The organism is Candidatus Methylacidiphilales bacterium (assembly GCA_028713655.1).
Taxonomy (GTDB): domain Bacteria; phylum Verrucomicrobiota; class Verrucomicrobiia; order Methylacidiphilales; family JAAUTS01; genus JAQTNW01.
On record JAQTNW010000016.1, the window covers coordinates 1 to 13,823 of the forward strand.

Sequence of the window (13,823 nt, forward strand, 5' to 3'; positions counted from 1 at the left end):
TCGAAGCATCCAACTCCAAGCTCATTGAGATGGACCGCGCCAAATCCGATTTCTTCGCCAATATCAGCCATGAACTGCGCACCCCGCTCACCCTCCTGATCGGGCCCCTTGATAAATTGCGAAACCCTGCCGCCCCCTTCCGCGTCAGCGAGCAAATGGAATTGCTCGATATCATGTACAACAACGCCATGCGCCTGCTCCGGCTGATCAATGACCTGTTGAACCTCGTCCGCCTGGATTCCGGTGGACTGACACTTCACAAGGAGAAAATAGAGCTCAAGGCACTCATGGAAGGAATCGCCCGTTCCGTCAGCTCCATGGCGGAACAGCGCCGCTTGAAATTTGAAACGAAAATCCTGGAAATTAGCCCGGACCCCATTTATCTGGACCATGATAAAGTTGAAAAAATCATTCTCAACCTGCTGTTCAACGCATTCAAATTCACCCCTGCAGGGGGCCATGTATTTTTTCAGGCGGAACATACGGGCGACAAACTTGAAATCCTTGTGCGTGACACCGGGAAAGGCATCTCAAAGGAGGAACTTCCAAAAATTTTCGACCGCTTCTGGCAGGCGGAAGGAGCCGCCACCCGGCGCTATCAGGGCGTTGGAATCGGACTGGCCCTTGTCAAGGAACTGGCTCAAATCCACGGAGGCGGGGTTTCTGCGGAAAGCGAACCGGATCACGGCACAACCATGCGCATCCACCTGGATGTTTCTCAACTGCCCGAAGCTCCGTCCAATGAAGGTTCCCCGTCCGAAATGCCGGTCCAGGAGGAAACCTCGGAATGGCTTGCCCAGTTGTATCGCAGGGCCGAACTGTTCCCCGCCCACGTCCTGACCCAGCCGGACGATTCCCAGGAACAGGCATCTCCAAACTCCGGTTTGCCTGACGTTTTGGTGGCGGATGATGAACCCGAAATGCGCCGCTTTCTCAAATCCCAATTGCAAAATTTTTATTCGGTTCATGAAGCCCATAACGGCGCCGAAGCCTTGCGCTTGGCAAAGGCAACCGACTTCAGCCTGATTTTCCTGGATTATATGATGCCCGAAATCGACGGCATCGAAGCCACCAGCCGCCTGAGAAACGACCCTCGGACCCGCCCCGTTCCGATCATTGTCCTCACAGCGAGGGTGGACGAAGCTTCGAAAATGAAAGCCCTGGAAGCCGGAGCGACCGATTTTCTGACAAAGCCCTTCGCATCCACCGAACTGATTGTGCGCTCCCGCAACCTGGTCTCCGCTTATCAATTACAAAAGCAGTTGGCCGATAAAACCCGGCAACTGGAGCTGGCTTTGGAACAAATCAAACAAACGGAAAGCCAACTGGTACAACACGCCAAAATGGCTTCGCTTGGACAACTCAGTGCCGGCCTGATGCATGAAATTAATAACCCCTTAAACTACGCCAATACCGCCCTGCATTTGTTCAAAAAGCGCATCACCCGCCTGGCATCAGAAGAACAGGAATCGCTGGCCAAACCCCTGGCCGACCTGCAGGACGGCATCCAAAGGGTGGCCGGCATTGTTTCAAGCCTGAGAAGTTTCACGCATCCGGACAATGCAACGTTCCATGAGGTCAACCTGCTCGACGCAATTGCAACTTCCGCCCGTTTTGTACAGATTGACCCGGCGGAGATTTTGCTGCAGATTCAGGTGGAACCCACGATAAGCTTTTGGGGGAATAAAAATCAATTGATTCACCTTTTTATCAATCTGCTTCAGAATTCAGTGGACAGCCTGCGTGAAAAGGCAAGCCAAACCAAAAAAATCGAAATCCAAGCCACAATCCAAAATGACGAGGTTCAAGTGATTTTTTACGACAACGGAATGGGCATCTCTGCCGAAGACCAGAGCCGCATCTTTGACGCCTTTTTTACAACAAAAAAAGTGGGAGCCGGCGTCGGCCTGGGACTCAATATTTGCCACCGTATCATCCAACAGCACAAGGCGCGCATTCGGGTAGAAAGCGTCAAAGATGAATTTTGCCGCTTTATTCTCGGCTTCCCACGGTTAAAATCACCAACACCCCTATGAGTTCAAATTACGACTACAAACATTTCTTCGTCCTCTACGTTGATGACGAAGCCCAGGCCGGCTCCAATTTCAAGGAATACCTTTCGGACGTCTTTGATGTAAAAATCGCAACGAGCGGCGAGGAGGGATGGCGCATGTTCTCGGAAAATCCCGACCGCTTTGCCGTTGTCATGACAGACCAGCGGATGCCGGGCTCCTCCGGCGTCGAGCTCCTGGAAAAAGTCAAGGCAGCCCGCCCCCGTGTGATACGCATCCTGGCCACCGCCTACTCCGACCTGGACGCGGCCATTCAGGCGGTGAATTCAGGCGCCATTTACAAATACATCACCAAACCCTGGGACCCGCCAACCCTCGAAATCACACTGAAACGCGGCATGGAATTTTTCCTCGTCCAACGCGAGCGCGATTTTCTGATGAAGGAAAAAATGTCCGCATTGCAGCGCCTCATGATGACCGACCGGCTCATGAGTCTGGGGATTTTCGCGGCGGGATTGAACCACCACCTTCGCAATTCGCTCACCGCCGTAAAAACATTTCTGGACCTCGCCCCGTTCAAACTCCAGAGCGAGAACCTGGATCTCAACCATCTCCGCAATCCGGATTACTGGCGCGACTTCTACAATACCGTGCAAGGCCAGATTTCGAAGATCAACGGGCTTCTGCTGGAAATCCAGGATATTCCCGAAACCCCGCGCCTCCCGCTCACCGATACTGTCAAAATCAACGACCTTTTGAAAACCGTTTTCGCGGCAAAACAACCGGCTTTCAAAGAAAAAAACATAGAGTCTTCATTCAACCCGGGATCTCCCGTTCCTGACATCCAGGGAAACCAGCAAATGCTCCAGCGAGCCCTGGATTTCCTTCTGCACGACGAGGTCATCAACGTAAACCGGGGAGGCCACGTCACCGTATCAACCGAATCGCACAAGGACACTCTGGGAACCGCCGGTGTCCTGATCACCATCTCGGACAATGGACCGGATATTTCCGCGGCCCATCTGACCTGCATCTTCGATCCTTTCTTTGTCCGCAGAAACCTGCCCGAGGAATACGGCCTGAATCTTCTGGCTTCTTTCTTCCTCATTTACCATCACTCCGGCTCCATTACCGTCAAGCCCAACCCACAGGGCGGCGTCGTATTCGAAATATTTATCCCGGAAGATCCGGCCAAACTCCCGGTCCGGTCCGATGAGCATGAATTTCTCGAACGGGTTTTCAACACCGAAAAAGCCTGGGAAAAGATCTTGCTCGAAGCCTGATCTTTTTAATGACAACCCCGTCCAAAACGCAACCATCCAAACCTCTAGCCTTGGTCGTGGACGACGACCCGTCTGTCCGGACCGCCGTCCAATACATGGTCTCTTCGTTGGGCTGGGAAACCCAAACCGTTCCCAGCGCAGCCGAAGCCCTGAAGCAGTTAAAAATCCGGCATTTTAACGCCGTGATTGCGGATGTCGCCATGGAGGGGGTCGATGGAATCGAGCTTTGCCGGCTGATTCATCAGGAATGTGGTCAGGCCGCCCCTTTGGTTTTTATGCTGTCCGGCTATATGGATTCGGCAACCCGCAATGCGGCCGCGAAAGCCGGGGCAAAGGCCTTCCTGCGAAAGCCGATCGGGACCCTGGAATTTGCCGAAGCCTTTCGCAATCATGGACTGCCCTGCACCCACCCATAAGCTGCAAGAATTCAAATCCACAATCGCATTCTTATTTATTTAGAATTTGCTTTTTACTCCCTGCTGCTATCGAAAACATATGCCTCAACCCGACAAATTCGAAGAAATCTTCCGCCTGCAATCCGTTTTGAATAAACGCATCGGCGTCAATCTCGACCACCTTTCCGAAGAAGAAAAGGCCAGGTGGGTGCTCAACTACACGCGGGCCATGTCCCAGGAAATAGCCGAGTTGATCGACAGCGTCCCGTGGAAATGGTGGGCCAAATACCAAAAATTCGACGACCAGAACGCGCGCGTCGAGGTCATCGACCTGTTTCATTTTCTTATTTCCATTGCCCAGGCGCTGGGCATGACGGCCGACGATGTTTTCCAGGCCTACGTCAAAAAGAATGAAGTCAACCACCAACGCCAGGAGAGCGGCTACGTTAAAAAAGACGAAGCCGATTCCAGGCACATTTAACCTGTTGGCTTTATTGAGCAACAACGGACAGACACACGCTGGGCATATGCAGGCTATTGTCCCGGTTTTTTACAGGCGCGACAAAGAATTCGCCTCGCGCTTTGCAACACTTGCCCACGAAGCTTCCCCCGGCTCCTTGAACACCGGAGGAAGGCTTGGGTCAGATTGAGTTCTGAACGATTGTCAGGCGACAACGGCCACGGTCTTCGGTTTTGCGGAAGCGGACTTCGCACTCTCCATGGCCTTTGACCACGAGCCGTAGAACCGGGGTTTGCAGGCGGCGGCAAAAAGAGCGGGCGCCTGTTTGCGCACCACCCCGCTCTGCAGCCGCACCCCTTCGGCCTGCAATTTCAAAATGCCTTCCACTATCATCTCACGCGTCCAGCGGCGGCGGCGGCGGATCGATGTGTAATCAATACCCGCTTTTTCAACCGCAGCGCCCCAGTTTCCAAAGCGGCGGCGTGCCGTGGCAATAAGAGGATTGGACATTTCATCCATGGTTTTCGAGCTGAGATCGGCGCCCATTTCCTTGAGCTTTTGGATTTCCTCGATGATCGTTTTTTCATCCCAGGAGCGGTACCGGTAGATTTCAGCAGGCGCCAGGCCGGCTGCTGTCAGGGCTTCCTTCCAGGATCCGAAATGATTCGGGCGGATGGCCGCGTAAACCATGGAGTTGTATTTGCTCAACATCATGGCGCGGAATGAAAGATCGCAGCCTTCCTTGTAGAGTTTCTGGATCTGATCAACGATGAGATCCTTGGTCCAATGCTGGTACTTGCGAACATGATCATACGCAATGCCGGAGGCTTCAACCGCAGCCTGCCAACTGCCGAAGTAACGGATGCCGGCTGCCAAAAGTTCCTGGAAATTCTTCCGGACATGATGGGAATAGAGGGCTTCGCCCCTGCTATTCCACTGCTTGATCTCGTCCGTAACCACTTGGGCGGACCACTTCCTGTTTCTTTTATGTGAACGAACCTTCATAATGTGTCTTTCTGTTGTGTATTTTGCTTATCACAAATACTATTTATGGTACCAGTATTAGGAAGATATGCAAGAATGATGCCATTCTAATTTTAATCCACACAAGCGTATCGGCATGACGCACTTACACTTATTATTAACGAAATAGCTAATAATAATTTAGCCCAATTCAACCTGCGTGTTGGCTGTTTTCGCGCATTTTGGCCACTTCCATCCAAGCCTCGGCCACTTGCTCAGGTTTAACTCCCCGCATGCAGGCCATGCGCTCATCATACTCGCATTTCCTTGAAAGACAGGGACGGCAAGGCACGCTCGCAGTCAAAATTCGACTGGCCCTGCCCTTTGGACCTGTTTTTCGCGGATCCGACGCTCCATACACCGCCACAACCGGCGTTTCAAACGCATCCGCCAGGTGAAGAGGCCCCGAATCTGTACTAACAACCGCGCGGGCCTGCCCCAAGAGTCCTAGCAAAACAGCAAGGGATGTCTTGTTCCGCAAATCCACCACGTTAGGCGCCAGAACCGGGAAAAAGGGTCCCTGTCCGACCAAAACAAATGTCTCCTGCGGAAGCAATTGAATGAGTGTTTCATAATTTTGCCAACCCCAAAGCTTCGTGCTCCACTGGCTGTAAGGATGGATCACCGTAAATTTCCCGGCGGACAGTCCGCGCGGCAAATCTCCGCAGGGGACCCGCAACGCAGGCTGGTTGGGCTGCTGCTCAGTCCCGGCGAGGATCCGGGCGGCCTCCCGGTAGCGGTCCACGGCATGAATGGAGTGGTCGTCCGCCATTTCCGTGTACGCCAGCAAAGCCAGTTCCCTGCTGGATCTGAGCCCGATGCGACGCGGCGCGCCCGCGGCCAGTGTCATCAATGCACTGCGCGCCAATCCCTGCAAGTCCAGGACAATGTCAAATCGCTCGCGCCTTAATTGGCCGAACCAGGCGGCGGTTTCCGCGCGGAGCCAGTTCTTGCGCCATTTCCGGCGCGGGAAAAGAATCAGGCGGTCAATGCTCGGACACAGTTCGAGAACGGGGGCATATTCTTCATCCACAAGCCAGACAAGCTCCCGGCATCCCGGCGCTTGTTTGAGCAGAGGCGCCACACGAAGCGCCTGCGCCACATCACCCAATGCCGTGGGCTTGACGACGAGGATTTTCATGCGGCTGCTTCGTCTGCAGGCGAATCCATCTCAAACCGCATTGGCAAGCCGTTCCGCCAGGCGGTCCGGCAGCCCTGCCCTGAGAATTTTTTCCTGGGCCTTGGCCAGATCATAAGGCACCCGCCGCAGCTCAACCACCCGTTCTTCCGGATCATAAACCACATAAGCCGAACGCCAATCCCCGTCACGGGGCTGCCCGACCGAGCCGACATTGACAAAATAATGCTTGTCCGGTTGAAGCACCACGCGCTTGTAAAAGAATTCATGCACCTTGGTGTCCTTGACAAACAGATGCGGCACATGGGTATGGCCGAAAAAACAAACCTGGGTCCGCTGATACGTGAAACTTTTTTCGGCATCCTCGGCCGTAAAGACGTAATGCCAGCGCGCGGGGCCGTCCAGCGTGCTGTGCACCACCGTAAAATCCGAGATGCTCTTTTGCATCGGGAGGCTGCGAAGGAATTTTTTTTGCTCGTCGGAAAGCTGGTCCCGGGAATATTTCATCGACTGGAAGGCCAGCGGATTAAAATGCTCAATATCCCGATCCTCGGAAGCCTCCTCATCGTGGTTCCCCTTCACAATCGGACACCCCAGCGCCCGGACCAAATCCAGACAATCCGCCGGATTGGCATTGTAGCCCACAATGTCACCCAGGCAAACGGCATGGGTGACCTTTTGTTTTTGCATATCCTCCAGAACCGCCTCAAGACCTTCCTGATTGCTGTGGATGTCGCCAAAAATTCCAAATTTCACATTGAGTCCTAAAGGGTAAATCCTAGCCGGGGGAAACTTTCTTTTCTAGGGGAATATTCAAATCCTTTTCAAGTTTTCGCATGTGCTCCCACACCATTTCCCATCGATGCGGCCCCGGACCGTGCTCACGGCTGCCAAGCCAGAGTTTTTTCCAGTACTCATAGGCCTCCCGCTTTTTTCCCGCATTTTCAAGCATAAACCCCGGAAATCGCTCCAGATAGACCGGCGCTCCGGGCCGCTGCGAGGCCAGTTCGTAATAATGGGCGGCCTGCACATAGTCCTTGCAACGGTCCTGATACAACATGGCCAGCGCGCGGTATAATTCGTATCTTTCAGGAATCGTCTCAATACCCCGCTCCAGCATTCGCCGGCCCGCCTCAATCCACATGCGGGAATCCCTGTTCCCGCTTTCAATGCCGCCCGTCCTACCTGACTGTTCGGCATCAATGCTGGCATTCCATGCCAGTTGCCATGCCCCCATTTCCCAGAAAAAAACAACCCGCGGCTGCATGAGGACCGCCAATTCCGCCAGGGTTCGCACCCGTGTCCATTGCTTTTCCTCCCAGGCGCCGGTCAATGAAATCCAGAGAAAGTTGGCGGCCAGGCCGCGGAATCCGCCCAATGCCGCAACGCTCAGCCCCTGGCCCAGGCTGTCACGAAGCTGGAAGTTCATCGCCAGATCGGAACCTCCCATGGTCACACGCCTCTCTGCTGCCATCCTTTGTTCCCAGGGAGTCTTGGCAGCGCCCCAGGCCGCCAGCAACAGCACCGCCAGAATCCGGCACTTCACAGCTCGCGTTCCTCAAAAATCAGCGCCGACAACGCCATGACCACGGCGATGTAAACGCCTGAATAAGCCAGAATCTCGGCCGTCTTGTGCCAGGACACCGCATTCCCCGCAATCATCTCATCAATCAGGCTGTAGGCCTGAAAATCAGGAACTAACAATGAAATAATAGCTAGAAACGCCGACTTGGGCCAGTCCAGATGCGCGCCCCCGTTCAACCAGGATTCGCGGGCAATCGACTGCAGGTGTCCGGCAAAATAAACAAGCAGCGTCATGCAGGCAATGAAAACGGTCGATGTCGCCACGGTGGAAAACAAGACCGCCAGCGCGATCACAATGCACAACTTCGCCCACAACAGGCAAAACGCCTGCAGCATCGCGGGGTCCTGGACCTGATGGCGGATCATGTTGATTTGCTCCGCCTGCAGTTCACCGGGGGCATTGCCTCCTCCCCCACCCAGGCCGGCCATCATCAAGACCCCTTTGAAACGCAGCACCAAAAAAAATATCAGCGCCATCATCAGCATGTTGAGGGTCAGCACCGCCACCAACCCAAGGTATTTGCCCAGAATAAATTCATGACGCTGCACCGGCTTGCTGAGCAGGGTGTAAATCGTCCGCCGCTCAATCTCGGATGGGATCAACTGCGACGTGGAAACCAACGCCACCACCAGCCCGATCATGCTGATCGCCGCATAAGCCGAGTCCTTCATGAACTTGAACTCGTCCCCCAGGGAAAAATCCGTGCCAAAAGTTCCAAGGGCCAGCAAAACAACCCCGAAAACAATAAGAACATATAGAATCCTTTGCCTCAGAGCCTCTGTCAGGGTGTTGCCTGCGATCGCCAGGATGTGATTCAAACCTTTCATTTGGAGTCCTCCTCGCCAATTGCACGGATGAACCAATCCTCCAGCCGCATTTTTGGATGCCCGATTGCCACGCCGCGTCCGCCCTGTTCCACAAGCCATCGCTTTAATTTTGCCTTTGATTCCTTCCCAAGCCCCTTCACCCGTATCTCCAATTCATCTTCCACCGACAAAAGATCTTCCAGCTTTCCTTCGCGCAGTTTTTCGCCGCGATGCAAAATCACCACACGGTCGGAAACTTCCTGCACCTGCTCCAGAAGGTGCGACGAAAAGATCACCGTCTTGCCGCGCTGTTTCAGGTTCAAAATCAGATCGCGAATCTGCCGGGACCCCGCCGGATCCACACCCGCCGTGGGTTCGTCCAGCAGGAGCAAATCAGGGTCATGCAGAAGCGCCTGAGCCAGCCCGATACGCTGCAGCATTCCCTTGGAATAAGTCTTCAAGGGACGCGCCGCCGCCGAACCGGACAATTCCACCTGCTCCAGCAATGCGTCAATCCTACCCTCCAACGCCCTCCCGCTCAAATCCACCAGCCGCCCATAATAACGCAGCACCTCACGACCCGACAAAAAATCGGGGAAATATGGATTTTCCGGCAAAAAACCGCAGCACCGGCGGGCCTCCAGGGAACCGGCCGCATGCCCAAAGATCTCCGCGCGGCCCGCGCTGGGACGCAAAAGCCCCAGCAAAAGCTTCAGGGTGGTGCTCTTGCCCGAACCGTTCGGGCCTAACAATCCAAAAACCTCGCCTCTTGCGACCTCCAAATCCAGGCCCGACAACGCCAGCAGGCTTTTCAATTTCCAATGCAGCCGGAAATGTTTGGCCAGGCCGCTGATCCGCACTGCGGGAACTTCGAAGCCGGAGGATGAGGCGGGTGCAGTTTTAGGTTTCATGACAATCAAAACGCGATGCTAAAGCCTCGCAGGCCATTTTCAACCCCCGCGTCATAACTTTCAACCGTTTTGATAAGCCCCTTCAAATGGCTCTTTAATATATCCTGTTCCATGGCCCCGATTTCACTTTCCGCCCCCTGGATAAACAACTCCACCCGTCCGTCCGGCAAATTCCGCACCAAACCGGTCACATCATAGCCCGCGGCAATTTGCTTCACCGAATAGCGGAACCCCACTCCCTGTACATGCCCGGAATAAAATAACTTTCGCGCTTTCATGGAACTTACACAGGTTTGAACGTTCCTAATCCGTGTTTATCTGCGTCCATCCGTGGTTCAAACTGGGTTTTAAGTGGTTCTCGGTCTTACTTCTGAATTCCTCATTTTCTTTTGCCATCCCATTCCAGAAATGCAGTATCACAAAACAGAGCTCCTATGGAAATCACTTTTGCAGACGTCAGCAGAATGACCCTTTTCCGGGGGTTCGATAAGGATTTTGTCAGCCTGCTGGACCTTTTTTTCGTCGAAAACAACTACCCCGCCGACACGCATCTTGTCGAACAAAACGTCCTCCAGGACCGCTTTTATCTTGTCATTGCCGGCTCGGTCGCCGTCTATCAGTCCGTCGAAAACCGCCGGGTCCCCCTGGCCACCCTTGATGCCGGCCAGTTCTTCGGGGAAATAAACCTCTTCGACCCGGGCCTCGCCACCGCAAGCGTGGTGGCGCTGACTCCTGTCAAAACACTTGAAATCTCCAACGAACAATTCCGGTTTTTCATCGAAAACAAACCCGCTATTGCGGCCGACTTCACCTTCCAGTTGGCCGAAACCATCGTGCGCCGCTTCCGCGGTTCAAACACCGCCTTGATCGAAGAACTGAACCGGCCTGAAGCCATTCAAAAGGCCGAAAACATCAGCCGCGGGATGCCGGCCTGAAACATCGCGCTTGAAACACAGTTCGATTTCGCACATCCTTTACCCCTTCTTTAACCGGCTGTAGCGCAGCCTGCTCGCGACGAATGTCGGAGTTTGGTAGCGCGGTCGCCACGGCGACAGGTCCATTGGGACTGGCAACGGAATGAAAGTTTTTACGGGCTGTAGCGCAGTTTGGTAGCGCGCTTGTTTCGGGTACAAGAGGTCCCGGGTTCAAATCCCGGCAGCCCGATGTCTGCCACGGCGGACATTCTATCATCGATTTGAACCCTTGGGCTCGCGTGCGCGCCTCACAAACCCGATAATCCCCAGCAAGGCGACCGCCAGCGCGCCAATCTGGTACCCCGACCAGCCACCGATGATGCGCGGCGTGTCGCGCATGAATTCATTGGCAAAGCGGAACAGGCCGTAGCCGATGAGGTACAGATGGAAATGCTGGCCCGGCAACACACGGCATTTTCTTAATATTAAAAATACAAGCAATGCCAGCACATTAAAAATCATCTCCAGCGGCACGGCAGGCCAGCGCGTAAAACCGTCGTTATCCCGCAGCGTGTACCACGCCGGCTCGCAGAGCGCTCCGAGACAGCAGCCCTGGAACAAACATCCCACGCGCCCAATCAGCACGCCCGCCGGCACGACCAGCGCAAACCAATCGCCTGTTGAGGCGCGATAACCCACAAACCGTTTCGCCAGTTCCACCGCCAGATAGCCGCCCATCAGCGCGCCAAGAATGGATTTGCCCGTCATGAGCTGCAACCACATGTCCCGCGCGCCGAAGTGCAGCCAGCCTTCTGCCAGAAGATACATGAGTTTTGCGCCAAGAAACGCGCCCGCCAGGCCCGCGGCATAAATCCCCAGCAATTTTTCATCATGCTTCGCAAGCCGCGACCAGAAAATAAAGCTGGCCACAATGCCCAAAAGCATCAGCAAGCTGTAAACGGATCCTGGATGCACTGAATTTAGATTCATAGCGTCGTATGTTTAGCCTGCATATATCCAGGTTGGAGATTTAATTCATACCGCGTGCTGCGCCCGCCGCCGGTCGGGATCAAAACGCCGGTTTCGACAAGCTCCTGCAGATCACGGGTGGCCGTGGCCTTGGATACCTTCGTTATCGCTCCGTATTCGGCTCAAAAGATAGCCATTTCATGAGCCGAATAGAAGATTTATTCGGCTCACAGTCCGCTCGGCCCTTCCGCATCCAAGTATATTTGTCAGACGCCCGAAAACCCGGAGTAATACCGGCAAAACGAATCCAGCTTTCCGTCCGGACGAATGACATGCGTGCAGCAGCGGTCAATCCGGTCCTCGTCCCAGGACCACGCGTCCATGAACGGCTTGACGAAAAGACGAAACGTGTTCGTTTCATCCATCTCGAATTTCTTCAGCAAGTCACCCAACGGCTCGTTCTCGCAGCCGCATTGCGCAAGGTCGTCGAGCGAGTACCGCACTTTATCGCGCAGAAATCCCTGCACCTGCGCGAAATCAATGAAGTCGCTGATCGACCGCACACCGAGCGGCGTCTTGAGCAAATAACCAATGGTCGCGCAGTTCGGGTCTCCGCATGGCAGCGGCGTAAAATCCTCATACTTAAGCCGATTCGCGGACTGCCCGACCGCGGCGAGAATAATGTCCGCCGTGTTGAGCCGCTCCTGCTTTTCGGCCGGCACACGTCCGCTGCCAAACATCGGCTGGAAAGCCACGCCTCGTACATGCCGGTAGCGCAAACCAAATTCAACGGCCTCCCATAAGTGGGGAAGATTGTCCGGCGTGACCGTCATCGCGAGTGTGACCGGCAGATTCATGGCCTCGCAACGCGAGAGGACCCGGCGCCGCATTTCCCGCAAATCACCCCCGCGCAGGAAGGCCTGCCCTTCCGATTGCACGCCGTCGAATTGCAAATAAAGTTGCATCCCGCCGTAGCGGAATGTTTTTCCCAGCTTTTCGGCAAATGCGTCATCCGTCGCGATGCGCACCCCGTTCGTATTCAACAGGACATAATCGATTTTCTCGTGCGCAAGCGCCCACTCAAGCAATTCAAAAAATTGCGGATGCAAAGTCGGTTCTCCGCCGGAAAGTTGCAGGATCTCGATGCCGCCCTTGCGCTCGATCACGCCTTCGATGCGCCGTTTTAAATCATCCAGCGGAACCGCATCCACCTTGCCGCCGCTGCCAACAGGCGAATCCGCATAACAGGTCGGGCAGGAAAGATTGCAGGAATTGACGATTTCGATGAGCGCCAGGCAGGTGGCGAGCTTTTCAAACGGCGCATCGCCTTTGGGTGCGACAGCATTGCGCCCCAGCGTTCCGGTTCCCTCTCCGTCTGCGGCACAGCAGGAACTGCCGCCGCAACAGGCATTCTCAGGGTCTCCCTGGGCCAGCCAGTAAAACCGGGCATCGGAACTGATGCAATTCGAGGTTTCGCCATGATCCGGGCAGTTGCGTTTGAGAAAAATCCGGCTCCCGGCGCCGTCATCCACTTTCAAAACCTCGGTGGGGCACGCCGCATGGCAGGTCGGGCAACGTCCGGTCGTCCGCTTGAGAAGTTCTTCCGCGGCGAAAGCGGCCTTCATTTAATATCCAAATGCGGCTCCATCATGGCGCAACCGCCCAAGGCAATGGCAAAGTTCACAATCACCAATGCGGTGAGAAAAATAATGGAAAACCCGATCTTCTTCCCCGGGCTGTCCGCGCCGCTCGCGAGGAGAACTGCAATAATGACACAAAGAATAAACGCCACCGGCAATCCCAGAATGCTGGGTACGATTTCGTCATTCCGGGAAAGCGCCAGTTTCCCAAACGCCGTCATGGCAAGACTGGCCGCGCCCGGGCTCAACAAAGCAAGCCATTGCCAGATGTTTTTCGGTTTGTTCCAGTTCATGGTTTCATCCTTTCAACCACGCCACGATAGCAGCAGGACACCTTCACCATGCAATACGAAATCCAGAAGAATACGCGCACACCCCGAAGCGTTCGCCAAGCTCACTTTCTGCCCCTCTTGATAGAGGGGACTGGGCCTCCTAATGAACAGATGTGACAAGATGTTGAGATATATGATGTTAGCTAAAACGCCAACGGCGTTTCGTCCTTCAGCCCAGGGTTGCGAGGAACGAGCTACCCTGGGTAAAATCAAAAAATACCCCGAACCCTGAATGGGTTCCGTCCTCCTCTCGCCCATGCCGCCCCGCTGCAACTCCGATAGGCATCGCGAGTGAACTCCTTCAGAGTTGGGAACATTTTTGACAGATACCCAGGGTAGGCTCTCGCTGACTCGC

General features: G+C 54.6%; 15 protein-coding genes and 1 tRNA gene. 6 read left to right on the plus strand and 10 right to left on the minus strand.

The genetic code is table 11. The annotated features are described in order from the left end of the window. The 4 genes from PHD76_06735 to PHD76_06750 form a co-directional block, all read left to right on the plus strand. The coding region (locus tag PHD76_06735) for an ATP-binding protein (GenBank protein ID MDD5261531.1) at positions 1–2,036 on the plus strand (2,036 nt) is incomplete at its 5' end. Next, positions 2,033–3,295, plus strand: coding sequence for a response regulator (locus PHD76_06740; protein MDD5261532.1), 1,263 nt, complete (start codon positions 2,033–2,035; stop codon positions 3,293–3,295). The genes PHD76_06735 and PHD76_06740, both read left to right, overlap by 4 nt. Before the next feature lie 8 nt (positions 3,296–3,303). Beyond that, complete coding sequence (locus PHD76_06745; GenBank protein MDD5261533.1) at positions 3,304–3,711, plus strand: response regulator; 408 nt, start codon at positions 3,304–3,306, stop codon at positions 3,709–3,711. 79 nt (positions 3,712–3,790) lie between these two features. Next, positions 3,791–4,171 carry a dUTPase gene (locus tag PHD76_06750; GenBank protein ID MDD5261534.1) on the plus strand — a complete coding sequence of 127 codons (381 nt, stop codon included), beginning with the start codon at positions 3,791–3,793 and terminating at the stop codon, positions 4,169–4,171. Between the two features lie 183 nt (positions 4,172–4,354). Here the strand turns inward: PHD76_06750 and PHD76_06755 are convergent, their stop codons facing one another. From PHD76_06755 to PHD76_06785, 7 genes are all read right to left on the minus strand, one after another. Next, positions 4,355–5,155, minus strand: a complete 801-nt coding sequence (locus PHD76_06755; protein MDD5261535.1) for a hypothetical protein — start codon at positions 5,153–5,155, stop codon at positions 4,355–4,357. A gap of 169 nt (positions 5,156–5,324) precedes the next feature. Continuing rightward, positions 5,325–6,314: a glycosyltransferase family 9 protein gene (locus tag PHD76_06760; GenBank protein ID MDD5261536.1), complete on the minus strand. Its 990-nt coding sequence runs from the start codon at positions 6,312–6,314 to the stop codon at positions 5,325–5,327. Between the two features lie 30 nt (positions 6,315–6,344). After that, on the minus strand, positions 6,345–7,067 hold the full coding sequence (locus PHD76_06765; protein MDD5261537.1) for a metallophosphoesterase family protein: 723 nt from the start codon (positions 7,065–7,067) through the stop codon (positions 6,345–6,347). A gap of 22 nt (positions 7,068–7,089) precedes the next feature. Further along, complete coding sequence (locus PHD76_06770) at positions 7,090–7,857, minus strand: hypothetical protein (protein ID MDD5261538.1); 768 nt, start codon at positions 7,855–7,857, stop codon at positions 7,090–7,092. Continuing rightward, complete coding sequence (locus tag PHD76_06775) at positions 7,854–8,723, minus strand: ABC transporter permease subunit (protein ID MDD5261539.1); 870 nt, start codon at positions 8,721–8,723, stop codon at positions 7,854–7,856. The genes PHD76_06770 and PHD76_06775 overlap by 4 nt, the downstream gene beginning before the upstream one ends. Beyond that, the gene (locus PHD76_06780) at positions 8,720–9,613 is read right to left on the minus strand and encodes an ABC transporter ATP-binding protein (GenBank protein ID MDD5261540.1); all 894 of its coding nucleotides are present in this window, start codon (positions 9,611–9,613) and stop codon (positions 8,720–8,722) included. Before PHD76_06780 ends, PHD76_06775 begins: the two co-directional genes overlap by 4 nt. A 5-nt stretch (positions 9,614–9,618) precedes the next feature. Continuing rightward, on the minus strand, positions 9,619–9,891 hold the full coding sequence (locus tag PHD76_06785; GenBank protein MDD5261541.1) for an acylphosphatase: 273 nt from the start codon (positions 9,889–9,891) through the stop codon (positions 9,619–9,621). Positions 9,892–10,047: 156 nt separating this feature from the next. On the opposite strand from PHD76_06785, the gene PHD76_06790 reads away from it, so the two are divergent. Then, positions 10,048–10,548, plus strand: a complete 501-nt coding sequence (locus PHD76_06790; protein ID MDD5261542.1) for a cyclic nucleotide-binding domain-containing protein — start codon at positions 10,048–10,050, stop codon at positions 10,546–10,548. Between the two features lie 155 nt (positions 10,549–10,703). Next, positions 10,704–10,777: transfer RNA gene (locus PHD76_06795), tRNA-Pro, on the plus strand. Between the two features lie 23 nt (positions 10,778–10,800). On the opposite strand, the gene PHD76_06800 is transcribed toward PHD76_06795, so the two are convergent. The 3 genes from PHD76_06800 to PHD76_06810 form a co-directional block, all read right to left on the minus strand. After that, complete coding sequence (locus tag PHD76_06800; protein MDD5261543.1) at positions 10,801–11,517, minus strand: prolipoprotein diacylglyceryl transferase; 717 nt, start codon at positions 11,515–11,517, stop codon at positions 10,801–10,803. A 245-nt stretch (positions 11,518–11,762) separates the two neighbouring features. After that, positions 11,763–13,121, minus strand: a complete 1,359-nt coding sequence (locus PHD76_06805) for a radical SAM protein (GenBank protein ID MDD5261544.1) — start codon at positions 13,119–13,121, stop codon at positions 11,763–11,765. Further along, the gene (locus PHD76_06810) at positions 13,118–13,429 is read right to left on the minus strand and encodes a hypothetical protein (protein ID MDD5261545.1); all 312 of its coding nucleotides are present in this window, start codon (positions 13,427–13,429) and stop codon (positions 13,118–13,120) included. The genes PHD76_06805 and PHD76_06810 overlap by 4 nt, the downstream gene beginning before the upstream one ends. Positions 13,430–13,823 lie beyond the last annotated feature (394 nt).

Excerpts from the sequence above, each read along its gene's own strand:
- PHD76_06740 (MDD5261532.1), top strand. The coding sequence starts at position 2,033 with ATGAGTTCAAATTACGACTACAAACATTTCTTCGTCCTCTACGTTGAT.
- PHD76_06745 (MDD5261533.1), top strand. The coding sequence starts at position 3,304 with ATGACAACCCCGTCCAAAACGCAACCATCCAAACCTCTAGCCTTGGTC.
- PHD76_06750 (MDD5261534.1), top strand. The coding sequence starts at position 3,791 with ATGCCTCAACCCGACAAATTCGAAGAAATCTTCCGCCTGCAATCCGTT.
- PHD76_06755 (MDD5261535.1), bottom strand. The coding sequence starts at position 5,155 with ATGAAGGTTCGTTCACATAAAAGAAACAGGAAGTGGTCCGCCCAAGTG.
- PHD76_06760 (MDD5261536.1), bottom strand. The coding sequence starts at position 6,314 with ATGAAAATCCTCGTCGTCAAGCCCACGGCATTGGGTGATGTGGCGCAG.
- PHD76_06775 (MDD5261539.1), bottom strand. The coding sequence starts at position 8,723 with ATGAAAGGTTTGAATCACATCCTGGCGATCGCAGGCAACACCCTGACA.
- PHD76_06780 (MDD5261540.1), bottom strand. The coding sequence starts at position 9,613 with ATGAAACCTAAAACTGCACCCGCCTCATCCTCCGGCTTCGAAGTTCCC.
- PHD76_06785 (MDD5261541.1), bottom strand. The coding sequence starts at position 9,891 with ATGAAAGCGCGAAAGTTATTTTATTCCGGGCATGTACAGGGAGTGGGG.
- PHD76_06790 (MDD5261542.1), top strand. The coding sequence starts at position 10,048 with ATGGAAATCACTTTTGCAGACGTCAGCAGAATGACCCTTTTCCGGGGG.
- PHD76_06800 (MDD5261543.1), bottom strand. The coding sequence starts at position 11,517 with ATGAATCTAAATTCAGTGCATCCAGGATCCGTTTACAGCTTGCTGATG.
- PHD76_06805 (MDD5261544.1), bottom strand. The coding sequence starts at position 13,121 with ATGAAGGCCGCTTTCGCCGCGGAAGAACTTCTCAAGCGGACGACCGGA.
- PHD76_06810 (MDD5261545.1), bottom strand. The coding sequence starts at position 13,429 with ATGAACTGGAACAAACCGAAAAACATCTGGCAATGGCTTGCTTTGTTG.